Below are 11,961 nucleotides of genomic sequence, written 5' to 3' on the forward strand. Positions count from 1 at the left end.
TCAGGCGACGCGTGGGTCTGGATTGTCCAGGACGCTGTCTGTCTGCTCAGCGCGGAATTTCTTCAGCACGGTATGGAATTGCGGATGCTTGGCGCCGAGGATGCTCGCCGACAGCAGCGCGGCATTGATCGCGCCAGCCTTACCGATGGCCAGGGTGGCGACCGGGATGCCGGCGGGCATCTGCACGATGGAAAGCAGCGAATCCACGCCCGAGAGCATCGACGACTGCACCGGAACGCCCAGCACCGGCAGGTGGGTCTTGGCCGCACACATGCCTGGCAAGTGGGCCGCGCCACCGGCACCGGCGATGATCACCTCGATGCCACGGGACTCGGCTTCTTCGGCGTACTGGAACAGCAGGTCCGGGGTGCGGTGGGCGGAGACCACTTTCACCTCGTAGGGGATGCCGAGCTTTTCCAGCATATCGGCGGTGTGGCTAAGGGTGGACCAATCGGACTTGGAGCCCATGATCACGCCAACCAGTGCACTCATCGTCGTGCCTCTTCTCTCTGGGCGCCCGCGGGCGCGTCAAAAACAACAAGCCACGCGGAATGCGTGGCTTGGTTGTACGAATAATGGCCGGAGGAACCGACCGAAGGCCGCGCAGTATACCGAAAAAGGTGGATTAAACGCACCTTTGCCGACCATCTGTCATACACCATGTTTCAGGCGCAAAGCAGCGGTTTTATTGACTTCGAGGTCAGCTGCCGAGTGTGGTTTCGCCAGGGCTGGCGCCATCGCGGGCAAGCCTCGCTCCTACAGGTGCCAGGCTTGCCCGCAATGGGGCCTCACGCCCCTGCCGTGCCTTGCGCTGCGCCGCCTTCCAGCTTGCGCCACAACAGCCGGACGTTGGCCTTGCGCACCAGGGCGCAGCGGTACAGGCGGATCTCCAGCGGCACATGCCATTGCGAACCGCCGCAGACCACCAGTTCGCCACGGGCCAGCTCGGCGCGCACGCTCAGGTGCGGCACCCAGGCGATCCCGAGACCCTCCAGGGCCATGCTCTTGAGGCTGTCGGCCATCGCGGTCTCATACACCGTGGTGAACCGCAGGTTGCGCTGGCGCAGCAACTGGTTCACCGAGCGCCCGAGAAACGCCCCGGCGCTGTAGGCCAGCAGCGGCACGCTGGCTTCGCCTTCGAGGTCGAACAGCGGCTTGCCGGCGGCATCCGCCGCGCAGACCGGCAGCATCTCGGTCTGCCCCAGGTGCAGCGAAGGGAAGATTTCCGGGTCCATCTGCATGGCCGAGTCCGGGTCGTAGAAGGCCAGCATCAGGTCGCAGCCGCCTTCGCGCAGGGCATGCACCGCATCGCCGACGTTGGTCGCCACCAGGCGCGTGGCGATGTTCAAGCCTTCGTTGCGCAGCTGCGCGATCCAGCGCGGGAAGAAGCCCAGGGCCAGGGAATGCGCCGCGGCGACCTGCATCACTTCGCCCTGGCCGCCTTCGAGGTGATGCAGATGGCGCAGCACTTCGCCCAACTGCTCGACCACCGTGCGCGCCGTCACCAGGAACAGCTGCCCCGCCGCCGTCAGTTCGATCGGCGTGCGCGAGCGATTGACCAGGGTCAGCCCAAGCGCGGCTTCGAGGCTGCGGATCCGTCGGCTGAAGGCCGGCTGGGTCACGAAACGCCGTTCGGCCGCCTGCGAGAAGCTGCGGGTAGCGGCCAGGGCACTGAAGTCCTCGAGCCATTTGCTTTCCAGATTCATCACGTCCTCCCAGGGAGCGCACCATTTTAGGTCACACGCTTGCCGCGAACGCGGCGTCACACCGACATTATGCCGTTTATGCATAGGCCAGTGTTTAACAGCATTGGCCCAAATTTTCCCACAAGCCTAGGATTCGCAGCGTTCCGGCACAGACCGGGTCCCTATCGAGATGATTTCTATCATGTCCTCCGCTGCATCTTTCCGCACAGAAAAAGACCTGCTTGGCGTACTCGAAGTACCGGCTCAAGCGTATTACGGCATCCAGACCCTGCGAGCGGTGAACAACTTCCGCCTCTCCGGCGTTCCGATTTCGCATTACCCGAAACTGGTGGTCGGCCTGGCGATGGTCAAGCAAGCCGCCGCTGACGCCAACCGCGAGCTGGGTCACCTGAGCGAAGCCAAGCATGCGGCCATCAGCGAAGCCTGTGCCCGTCTGATCCGCGGCGATTTCCACGAAGAGTTCGTGGTGGACATGATTCAAGGCGGCGCTGGCACTTCGACCAACATGAATGCCAACGAAGTCATCGCCAACATCGCGCTGGAGGCCATGGGCCACCAGAAAGGCGAGTACCAGTACCTGCACCCGAACAACGACGTGAACATGGCGCAGTCGACCAACGACGCCTACCCGACCGCGATCCGCCTGGGTCTGCTGCTGGGCCACGACGCGCTGCTGGCCAGCCTCGACAGCCTGATCCAGTCGTTCGCCGCCAAGGGTGAAGAATTCAGCCACGTCCTGAAGATGGGCCGTACCCAGCTGCAAGACGCCGTTCCAATGACCCTCGGCCAGGAATTCCGCGCCTTCGCCACCACCCTGGGCGAAGACCTGGCACGCCTGAAGACCCTGGCGCCGGAACTGCTGACCGAAGTGAACCTGGGCGGCACCGCCATCGGCACCGGCATCAACGCCGACCCGCGCTACCAGGCCCTGGCCGTACAGCGCCTGGCCACCATCAGCGGTCATCCGCTGGTTCCGGCGGCCGACCTGATCGAAGCCACTTCCGACATGGGCGCCTTCGTGCTGTTCTCCGGCATGCTCAAGCGCACCGCGGTCAAGCTGTCGAAGATCTGCAACGACCTGCGCCTGCTGTCCAGCGGTCCACGCACCGGCATCAACGAGATCAACCTCCCAGCGCGCCAGCCAGGCAGCTCGATCATGCCCGGCAAGGTCAACCCGGTGATCCCGGAAGCCGTGAACCAGGTAGCGTTCCAGGTCATCGGTAACGACCTGGCCCTGACCATGGCAGCCGAAGGCGGCCAATTGCAGCTGAACGTGATGGAGCCGCTGATCGCCTTCAAGATCCTCGACTCGATCCGCCTGCTGCAACGCGCCATGGACATGCTGCGCGAGCACTGCATCACCGGCATCACCGCCAACGAGCAGCGCTGCCGCGAACTGGTCGAGCACTCGATCGGCCTGGTCACCGCGCTGAACCCGTACATCGGCTATGAAAACGCCACCCGTATCGCCCGTATCGCGCTGGAAAGCGGCCGCGGCGTACTGGAACTGGTGCGTGAGGAAGGCCTGCTCGACGACGCCATGCTCGACGACATCCTGCGCCCGGAAAACATGATTGCCCCGCGTCTGGTTCCGCTGAAGGCGTAACCGGCCCTGCCACACCGCTCACCAGGTCGAGGGACTAGACACCTCTCACCTTTTGAGGGCTTGGAGCTTCGTCTCCAAGCCCTTTTTTTTAACTTTGCAGAGGCACTCCATGCTCAAAACGCCAGGATCGCAGCCTTCGACAGCTTCCGCGGACGCAGGAAAAACCTCGCGCCGAGGCTGTCGAAGGCTGCGATCCGATGATCTTGCAGCCCCCTCGTTTCGTCGGCCGCACCACAACCGTGCAGACGGGCAGCGCACTGATAGGTATAGTGCGCCCCCTCTTCGCGTGCGCGGCCGTCGGTAACGAGACCCAAACCCATGCGAAACCCGAACTAATAACAACCCGCGAATTGGAACCGGGACGAACGCTCGCCCCACCTGTCGTGCTGCCCGCGCGACGGTGTGTAACTTGATGTTTCGGACCACCCAGCTTCTGCCTTTACAAAAAACAGCGAGGAATAATCCATGCTCGAAGTCATCAACGACTTCCTCTCAGGGAAAGTACTGATCGTGCTCATCGTCGGGCTCGGCAGCTACTTCACGATCCGCTCGCGTTTCGTCCAACTGCGCCACTTCTTCCACATGTTCGCGGTGTTCCGCGACAGCCTCAAAGGCAGCGCCGGGCAACTCAGCTCGTTCCAGGCCCTGATGCTCAGCCTTGCCGGCCGTGTCGGCGCAGGCAACATCGCCGGTGTCGGTATCGCCGTGACCCTGGGTGGCCCTGGTGCGGTGTTCTGGATGTGGGTGACCGCACTGGTCGGAATGTCCAGCAGCTTCTTCGAATGCACCCTGGCCCAGGTCTACAAGCGCGCCGATGGCGACGGCCTGTACCGCGGCGGCCCGGCCTACTACATCCAGCACGGCCTGAAGCTCAAAGGCATGGCGATTGTGTTCTCCGTCCTGCTGCTGGTCACCTATGGCTTCGCCTTCATCGGCCTGCAGTCCTACACCGTGACCCACTCGCTGCAGAACGCCTTTGCCTTCGATCCGAAGCACACCGGTATCGTCCTGGCGGTGCTGCTGGCCCTCACCTTCATCGGCGGCATCAAGCGCATCGCCGCGGTGTCCGACCTGCTGGTCCCGATCAAGACCCTGGCCTACATCGCCGTGACCCTGTACGTGATCGGCACCCAGATCGAACACGTGCCCGCCATGCTGGAAACCATCTTCAAAAGCGCCTTCGGCCTCGACCCGGCCTTCGGCGGCCTGCTCGGCAGCGCCATCGTCATGGGCGTGAAGCGTGGCGTGTTCGCCAACGAAGCGGGCCTGGGCAGTGCGCCGAACGTCGCCGCCGTGGCGGCCGTGAAGCACCCGGGCGCCCAGGGCGTGGTCCAGGCCTTCAGCGTGTTCCTCGACACCTTCGTGATCTGCACCTGCACCGCGCTGCTGATCCTGCTGTCGGGCTTCTACACCCCGGGCTTCGAAGGCGACGGCATCGTCCTGACCCAGAACTCGCTGGCCGCCGTGGTCGGTGACTGGGGCCGCCTGTTCGTCAGCGTCGCGCTGTCGCTGTTCGTCTTCACCTGCATCCTCTACAACTACTACCTGGGCGAGAACAGCCTGCAATTCCTCACCCGCAACCGCGCCGTGCTGATGCTGTTCCGCGGCCTGGTACTGGCGCTGGTGGTATGGGGTTCGATGCAAGACCTTTCGACCGTGTTCGCCTTCGCCGACATCACCATGACCTGCCTGGCCTTCGTCAACCTGCTGGCCCTGGCCATGCTGTTCAAGGTCGGCATGCGTGTAATGCGCGACTACGACGAGCAGCGCCGCGCCGGCGTCAGCCAGCCAGTGTTCGATTCCAGCAAATTTACCGATCTGGACCTGGACCTGAAGGCCTGGCCGACCACCCCGTCGACTGCTGCCGAGGCTGACGCTCAGCCGCAAGGCGTTCCCGCGGCGCAACGCTGATCGGGTAGAAACCGGGCGCAGGTCCTGCGCCCGGCGTGACACAAGCGGCGGTCGGCTTCATGCTCGACCGCAGGCTGTCATCGTTCTGGAGAACTTCCCATGAATTCCACTACCTACCCTGGCGCGCAGAGCGTCATGGTGCTCTACACCGGCGGCACCATCGGCATGCAGGCCAGCGCCCACGGCCTGGCCCCGGCCGCCGGCTTCGAGGCGCGGATGCGCGACTACCTGCACAGCCAGCCCGAGCTGGTGGTGCCCGCCTGGCGCTTTCGCGAGATGGCGCCGCTGATCGACAGCGCCAACATGACCCCCGCCTACTGGCAGCGCCTGCGCGAAGCCGTGGTCGACGCGGTCGACGTCCAGGGCTGCGACAGCGTGCTGATCCTGCACGGCACCGACACCCTGGCCTACAGCGCCGCGGCCATGAGCTTCCAGTTGCTGGGCCTGCCGGCCCGCGTGGTGTTCACCGGCTCCATGCTGCCGGCCGGCGTGACCGACAGCGATGCCTGGGAAAACCTTGGTGGCGCGCTGGTCGCCCTCGGCCAGGGCCTGGCTCCCGGCGTGCACCTGTACTTCCATGGCGAGCTGCTGGCGCCGACCCGCTGCGCGAAGATCCGCAGCTTCGGCCGGCATCCGTTCGCGGCGTTGCAGCGCCAGGGCGGCGGGATCAAGGCGGCATCGATTCCGCCGCAGCTGGACTACCGCCAGGGCAAGCAACTGGCCAGGGTCGGGGTCTTGCCGCTGGTGCCGGGCATCGCCGCCGAACAGCTCGATGCCTTGCTGGGCAGCGGCGTCCAGGCGCTGGTGCTGGAATGCTTCGGCAGCGGCACCGGGCCGAGCGACAACCCGCAGTTCCTGGCCAGCCTGCAACGGGCCCGGGACAAGGGCGTGGTCGTGGTCGCCATCACCCAATGCCATGAAGGCGGCGTGGAGCTGGACATCTACGAAGCCGGCAGCCGCCTGCGCGGCGTCGGCGTGCTGTCCGGCGGCGGCATGACCCGAGAAGCGGCGTTCGGCAAGCTCAACGCCCTGTTGGGCGCCGGCCTGGACGTTGCCGAAGTGCGGCACCTGGTCGAGCTGGACCTGTGCGGCGAGCTGAGCTGAGAGCACAACCTCGCTACAGGTGCTAACACATCGCACCTGTAGCCGCTGACGAGCCTCGGCGAGGCTGCGATCGCCTGCGCAGCAGGCGCCAGGCCGGACGACGCGATCGATCAGAGGTACCGCGTCGCCAGGTTTACGGGGCATTCGCATCGATAGCGGTTTGGCGCCATGCCCGCGATCCAGATGATCCGGGCCGCCTGAGCGGACGCCATCGCGAGCAAGCTTCGCTCCTACAAAAATTGCGCGCGCGGCATACAAATTGCTCCGTTTTCAGCTCCTTCAGGGCTGGAAACGGACATGCTGCATTCCCACCTCACCACCCTCAACGCCGTCTCGCTGGTGCTCGACACCTTCAAGGACCAGGGGCTGCCCAGTGCCGCGCTGCTGGCCGGCAGCGGCATCAACGCGGCGGACCTGAGCCGGGCCGACACCCGCATCACCACCAACCAGGAAATGCTGGTGTGCGCCAACGCGGTCGCGTTGCGCCACGACATCGGCCTGGAACTGGGCCGGCGCATGCACGTCTCCTGCTACGGCATGCTCGGTTATGCGCTGCTCACCAGTGCCACCTTAGGTGACGCTTTGCGCCTGGCGCTGCGCTATCCAGCGCTGTTGGGAACACTTTTCGAGCTGAGCCTGCAAGCCGACGGCGAGCTGATCTGGCTGACCGCCGCGGACTACCGCGAAAACCCGGCACTGGCGACCTTCAATATCGAGTTCTGCCTGGTCTCGCTCAAGGTCATCTGCGACGACCTGCTGGGCCATCCCCTGCCCCTGCGCGGCGCCCGCTTCGATTACCCCGCCCCCGACTACCAGAGCCGCTACGCCGAGCGCTTCGACTGCCCGCTGCAATTCGCCGCGCCCGCCAATGCCTTCGCCTTCGACCGGCACTGGCTCGACCAGCCGCTGCCCCTGGCCGACGCCATCACCCACCAGGCCATGGCCGAGCGCTGCCGCAAGCAGAACACCGAGTTCACCGGGCGCCAGGCCTGGCTGGGGCGCATTCGCCAGCTATTGGCCGCGCAACTGGACGCCGCGCCGGGGCTGGAAGGGCTGGCCGAACAGATGAATTGCTCGGCCCGCACCCTGCGCCGGCACCTCAAGGACCTGGGTTGCAGCTACCAGGAACTGCTCGACGAGTTGCGCTTCGAGCGAGCCAAGCAGCTGCTCTGCGAGGACGAGCTGCCGATCTACCGCATTGCCGAGGCCCTGGGCTTCAGCGAAACCGCGAGCTTCCGCCACGCCTTCGTGCGCTGGAGCGGCGTTGCCCCGAGCCAGTTCCGGCCCTGACACAAACCTCGGCACAACGCCGCCGATTGCATTACATTGCCGGCCCTCGATACCGGCAAAGGACTGCACCCTTGAACCTATTCACAGGCCACGTGGCCAGGATTGTCCGCATTTGCGCGGTCGGCCTGAGCCTGCCCCTGCTCGCCATCGCCCCCCTTGCCCAGGCGTTCGACCTGGACCTGGCCAAGATCAAATGGTGGGAGGTCTCGAAGGGTATCGTCCTGGACCGACCGGAAACCGCCACGCTGCAGATCAAGCCGTTCCCCCTGCCCGGCCTTGCGCAGTTGCCGGCCCGGATCGTACTCAGCCAGTACCGCGGGCTGTTCTATCTCAATGCCTACCAGGACGCGCAGTACCAGCAGCGCATCTACAAGTCGCCGCCCCTGCCGCTGTTCAGCCCGGAGGAACTGCGGGCCTGCGTCTCGCCGGACGATCCGATCCAGGTCTCGGACAACTGGCCGACCAGCAATCAACTGGAAGTCGGGCTGAGCCTGACGCCCTTGAGCTTCAACTGCATCGAACCGGGCTGGCAGCTCAGCCAACGTTATCTGCTGATCGACCAGCGCTATCCCGAAAAGCCGATGCTGGCCATCAGTCACCGCCGGGACCTGACGCAGATGGACTTCACCCCGCTGCAGCCGATCACCCCCGAGATCGAGCAACAGTGGCTGTACGCCCTGCAGCGCTTTCCGACGTGGTTCCGGCCCTTCAGCAGCGGCTCTGGCCCGATCACCTTCAATGCCTATCCGCTGCCGGCCACGGCGGACGCGGCCTGGCAGCAGTTGCGCGAACTCCACGAACAACTGCGCAAGGCCAAGGACAAGGGGCCGGGCCTGCGCCAGGTGGCAGACTTCTTCGCCACCCACGACTACCGCACCCTGGCCCCGGACCACAGCGAGTACCCGGGCCTGCTCAACGACATCGCCTACTGGGCCAGCGAAGCCGGCCAATTGAAAGCCGCCCGCCCCTGGCTGGAAGAAGTGCTGCGCCGCGAGCCCGGGCGGATGCCCGCCTACCTCAACCTGGCCGACCTGGACTGGGCCCAGTTCGAGCAGCGGCCGCTGGACAACATCCACCAGGGCCGGGCCATCGAAGGCTATCGGGTGTACTGCGGCATGCGCCTGCAACGCCAGCTGAGCGTGCCGCCGCGGGTGCTCCAGCGTTTGGGCCTGGCCTCCGCCACCCCCCAGGCCTGCCAGGGCTTCTGGCCGCTGGTGGCCGCCGTCGACGCCGGCGACGAGAGCGAGGTGCGGCGCCTGCTGGCCAGCGGCGTCAGTGGCGAAGTCATGGCCGACGACGGGCGCAGCGCCCTGCTGCACGCCCTGGACGCCCCCCACCTGGACATCGCCCGGCTGCTGCTGGCCCATGGCGCCCATACCAGCGGCCAGTACCGCTGGAGCACCCTGGCCCTGCTGGCCATGGAACGCGACCTCAAGGACAGCCCCGACCTGAACCGGGGCGGGCGCCTGAAGTTCCTCCTGGACGCCGGTGTCGCCATCGACGAACCCACGCGCCAGGGCAAGACCCCGCTGATGCAACTGGCCGAACAGCCGCGCAACCTCGAAGGCTTCACCTGGCTGCTGCAACACCCGCAGAACCTCGACCTGCAGACCGCGGACGACAACGAAACCGCGCTGTACCGGGCGTTCTGGGGCAACAACTACGCGGCCATGCGGTTGCTGGTCGAAGCCGGCGCCAATCTCAACCTGAACTACGGTCGTGGCACCTGCTCCGACAAGCGGCCCGGCGGCCAGAACCTGCTGACCTTCGTTGCCGACAAGACCCCCGCCGACGCCCTGTCGCCCTCTGCCAGCCAGCAGGAGACCCTGGACATGTTCACCCTGCTCCTGGAAAAAGGCGCCAACCCCGATGCTGGCCAGCGCTGCGAGAAGAACGGCCGCGCCTTGTTGCTCAAGGTGCTCGCCCAGAAAAAACGCGCAGACATGCTCGAGGTGTTGCAGCGCTTCACTCAAGCGCCCGTCGCCGGCTGAACCGGGTGGCGCCTCGCCACGGGGCGCCACCTTGTTCAGGGGGGGCGAATTTCGGACAGATACTTTGGCCATATCAATCCCCTTTTGGCCGCTCCTGCCGTTCTCCAAAAACATTCGCGCCGCAAGACTGTGGAACACGAAAAACAGCCTGCGGAGAACAACAAATGCTGACGATCTACTCGGACGATCACCACCTGCACCACGGCCGCTGTGAATTGATCGACGGGCAACTGATGCCCTGCTTCGAGATGCCGTCCCGCGCCGACCATGTGCTGGATCGCGTGCGCTATCGCAACCTGGGCGCGGTCGAGGCGCCCCGGGATTTCGGCCTGGGGCCGATCGAACGCGTCCACAGCCGCGCCTACCTGGACTTCTTCCAAGGCGCCTGGGAACGCTGGGCCGCCCAGGGCATCGACGGCGACCTGCTGCCCTACACCTGGCCCGCGCGCACCCTGCGCGGCGTGATCCCCACCAGCCTGCACGGCCAGCTCGGCTACTACAGCTTCGACGGCGGCGCGCCGATCACCGCCGGCACCTGGCAGGCGGCCTATAGCGCCGCGCAGGTGGCCCTGACCGCCCAGGCGGTGATCCAGCGCGGCGCGCGCAGCGCCTTCGCCCTGTGCCGGCCGCCGGGACACCACGCCGCCGGCGACCTGATGGGCGGCTACTGCTACCTGAACAACGCCGCCATCGCCGCCCAGGCCTTCCTCGACCAGGGCCACCGCAAGGTCGCGATCCTCGATGTCGACTACCACCATGGCAACGGCACCCAGTCGATCTTCTACGAACGCAGCGATGTGCTGTTCACCTCGATCCATGGCCACCCGGAAGCCGAGTTCCCGTTCTTCCTGGGCTATGCCGACGAGCTCGGCGAAGGCGAAGGCGCCGGGTTCAATTTCAACTACCCGCTGCCTGCCGGCAGCGGCTGGGAGCGCTGGAGCGCGGCGTTGGAACAGGCCTGCGGGGAAATCCAGCGCTACGACGCCGACATCGTGGTGGTTTCGCTGGGGGTGGACACCTTCAAGGACGACCCGATCTCGCAGTTCAAGCTCGACAGCCCGGACTACCTGGCCATGGGGCAACGCATCGCCGCCCTGGGCAAGCCGACGCTGTTCGTCATGGAGGGCGGCTACGCGGTGGCGGAAATCGGCATCAATGCCGTGAACGTGCTCGAAGGCTTTCAAGGCGCCCAGTAAAGGAAACCCGCAACATGAACAGGTTCAACCGCTATATCGCGCCGGCGCTCTGCGCCGCGCTGCTGGGCACTGCCGCGCAGGCCGAGGAACGCACCCTGCGGGTCTACAACTGGTTCGACTACATCACCCCCCGGGCCCTGGACGATTTCAAGGCCCAGAACAGCCAGGTCAAGCTGGTCTACGACATCTTCGACACCAACGAAGCGCTGGAGGCCAAGCTGCTGACCGGCAACTCCGGCTATGACGTGGTGGTGCCGTCCAACGTGTTCCTCGCCAAGCAGATCGAAGCCGGGGTATTCCAGCCCCTGGACCGGAGCAAGCTGGCGAACTGGAACCACCTCGATCCCAAGCTGATGAAGCTGATCGAGGCCAACGATCCAGGCAACAAATTCGCCGTGCCCTACATGTACGGCACCATCCTGATCGGCTTCAACCCCGCCAAGGTCAAAGCCGCCCTCGGCGACAACGCGCCGCTGGACAGCTGGGACCTGATCTTCAAGGAAGAGAACATCGGCAAGCTCAAGCAGTGCGGCGTGGCCCTGCTCGATTCGCCGTCGGAGATCCTGCCGCTGGCCTTGCAGCACCTGGGCCTGGACCCCAACAGCAAGCAGCCGGCGGACTACGCCAAGGCCGAAGCGCTGCTGCTGAAGATCCGCCCCTACGTCACCTATTTCCACTCGTCCAAGTACATGGCCGACATCGCCAACGGCGATATCTGCGTGGCGGTCGGCTACTCCGGCAGCTTCTCCCAGGCGGCCAACCGCGCCAGGGAGGCCAAGAATGGCGTGGTGGTGGACATGCGCCTGCCGAAGGAAGGGGCGCCGATCTGGTTCGACATGCTGGCGATCCCCAAGGGCGCGAAGAACCCGGACGATGCCTACACCTTCATCAACTACCTGTTGCAACCGCAGGTGATCGCCCCGGTCAGCGACTTCGTCGGCTACCCGAACCCGAACAAGGACGCCACCGGGCTGGTCGATCCGTCGATCCGCAACAACCCCAACCTGTACCCGACCGATGCGGCCATGGGCACGCTGTATACCCTGCAACCGCTGCCGCGCGATGCGGAACGGGCGCGGACCCGGGCCTGGACCCGGATCAAGGCCGGGACCTGACCCCCGGCACTCCCCTGTAGGAGCGAGGCTTGCCCGCGATCA

9 protein-coding genes are annotated in these 11,961 nt (G+C 65.5%); 7 read left to right on the forward strand and 2 right to left on the reverse strand.

Annotated elements, in window-relative coordinates; all coding sequences use genetic code 11:
- Together purE and TO66_RS31175 are read right to left on the reverse strand one after the other, a co-directional pair.
- Nucleotides 1-492: a 5-(carboxyamino)imidazole ribonucleotide mutase gene (purE, locus tag TO66_RS31170; RefSeq protein ID WP_009051611.1), complete on the reverse strand. Its 492-nt coding sequence runs from the start codon at nucleotides 490-492 to the stop codon at nucleotides 1-3.
- 296 nt (nucleotides 493-788) lie between these two features.
- Nucleotides 789-1,706 carry a LysR substrate-binding domain-containing protein gene (locus tag TO66_RS31175; protein WP_044465822.1) on the reverse strand — a complete coding sequence of 306 codons (918 nt, stop codon included), beginning with the start codon at nucleotides 1,704-1,706 and terminating at the stop codon, nucleotides 789-791.
- Between the two features lie 181 nt (nucleotides 1,707-1,887).
- Between TO66_RS31175 and aspA the strand changes: the two genes are divergently transcribed.
- The 7 genes from aspA to TO66_RS31210 all read left to right on the forward strand — a co-directional run bounded on the left by aspA (nucleotide 1,888) and on the right by TO66_RS31210 (nucleotide 11,919).
- Nucleotides 1,888-3,312, forward strand: a complete 1,425-nt coding sequence (gene aspA, locus TO66_RS31180) for an aspartate ammonia-lyase (protein WP_044465823.1) — start codon at nucleotides 1,888-1,890, stop codon at nucleotides 3,310-3,312.
- 465 nt (nucleotides 3,313-3,777) lie between these two features.
- On the forward strand, nucleotides 3,778-5,223 hold the full coding sequence (locus tag TO66_RS31185; RefSeq protein WP_044465824.1) for a sodium:alanine symporter family protein: 1,446 nt from the start codon (nucleotides 3,778-3,780) through the stop codon (nucleotides 5,221-5,223).
- 99 nt (nucleotides 5,224-5,322) lie between these two features.
- Entirely contained in the window at nucleotides 5,323-6,327 is a 1,005-nt protein-coding gene (locus TO66_RS31190; RefSeq protein WP_044465825.1) for an asparaginase, read from the forward strand.
- A gap of 297 nt (nucleotides 6,328-6,624) precedes the next feature.
- A complete protein-coding gene (locus TO66_RS31195; RefSeq protein ID WP_044465826.1) occupies nucleotides 6,625-7,617 on the forward strand; it encodes an AraC family transcriptional regulator in 993 nt (330 codons plus the stop codon).
- 71 nt (nucleotides 7,618-7,688) lie between these two features.
- A complete protein-coding gene (locus TO66_RS31200; protein WP_044465827.1) occupies nucleotides 7,689-9,608 on the forward strand; it encodes an ankyrin repeat domain-containing protein in 1,920 nt (639 codons plus the stop codon).
- Nucleotides 9,609-9,772: 164 nt separating this feature from the next.
- Nucleotides 9,773-10,804: a histone deacetylase family protein gene (locus TO66_RS31205; protein WP_044465828.1), complete on the forward strand. Its 1,032-nt coding sequence runs from the start codon at nucleotides 9,773-9,775 to the stop codon at nucleotides 10,802-10,804.
- 14 nt (nucleotides 10,805-10,818) lie between these two features.
- The gene (locus TO66_RS31210) at nucleotides 10,819-11,919 is read left to right on the forward strand and encodes a polyamine ABC transporter substrate-binding protein (protein WP_044465829.1); all 1,101 of its coding nucleotides are present in this window, start codon (nucleotides 10,819-10,821) and stop codon (nucleotides 11,917-11,919) included.
- Nucleotides 11,920-11,961 lie beyond the last annotated feature (42 nt).

The organism is Pseudomonas sp. MRSN 12121 (genome assembly GCF_000931465.1).
Lineage (GTDB): Bacteria > Pseudomonadota > Gammaproteobacteria > Pseudomonadales > Pseudomonadaceae > Aquipseudomonas.

Bases quoted from the DNA above. Each gene is read 5' to 3' on its own strand.
- TO66_RS31210 (WP_044465829.1), top strand. From the start codon at position 10,819: ATGAACAGGTTCAACCGCTATATCGCGCCGGCGCTCTGCGCCGCGCTG.
- TO66_RS31175 (WP_044465822.1), bottom strand. From the start codon at position 1,706: ATGAATCTGGAAAGCAAATGGCTCGAGGACTTCAGTGCCCTGGCCGCT.
- TO66_RS31185 (WP_044465824.1), top strand. From the start codon at position 3,778: ATGCTCGAAGTCATCAACGACTTCCTCTCAGGGAAAGTACTGATCGTG.
- TO66_RS31190 (WP_044465825.1), top strand. From the start codon at position 5,323: ATGAATTCCACTACCTACCCTGGCGCGCAGAGCGTCATGGTGCTCTAC.
- TO66_RS31205 (WP_044465828.1), top strand. From the start codon at position 9,773: ATGCTGACGATCTACTCGGACGATCACCACCTGCACCACGGCCGCTGT.
- TO66_RS31195 (WP_044465826.1), top strand. From the start codon at position 6,625: ATGCTGCATTCCCACCTCACCACCCTCAACGCCGTCTCGCTGGTGCTC.
- aspA (WP_044465823.1), top strand. From the start codon at position 1,888: ATGTCCTCCGCTGCATCTTTCCGCACAGAAAAAGACCTGCTTGGCGTA.
- purE (WP_009051611.1), bottom strand. From the start codon at position 492: ATGAGTGCACTGGTTGGCGTGATCATGGGCTCCAAGTCCGATTGGTCC.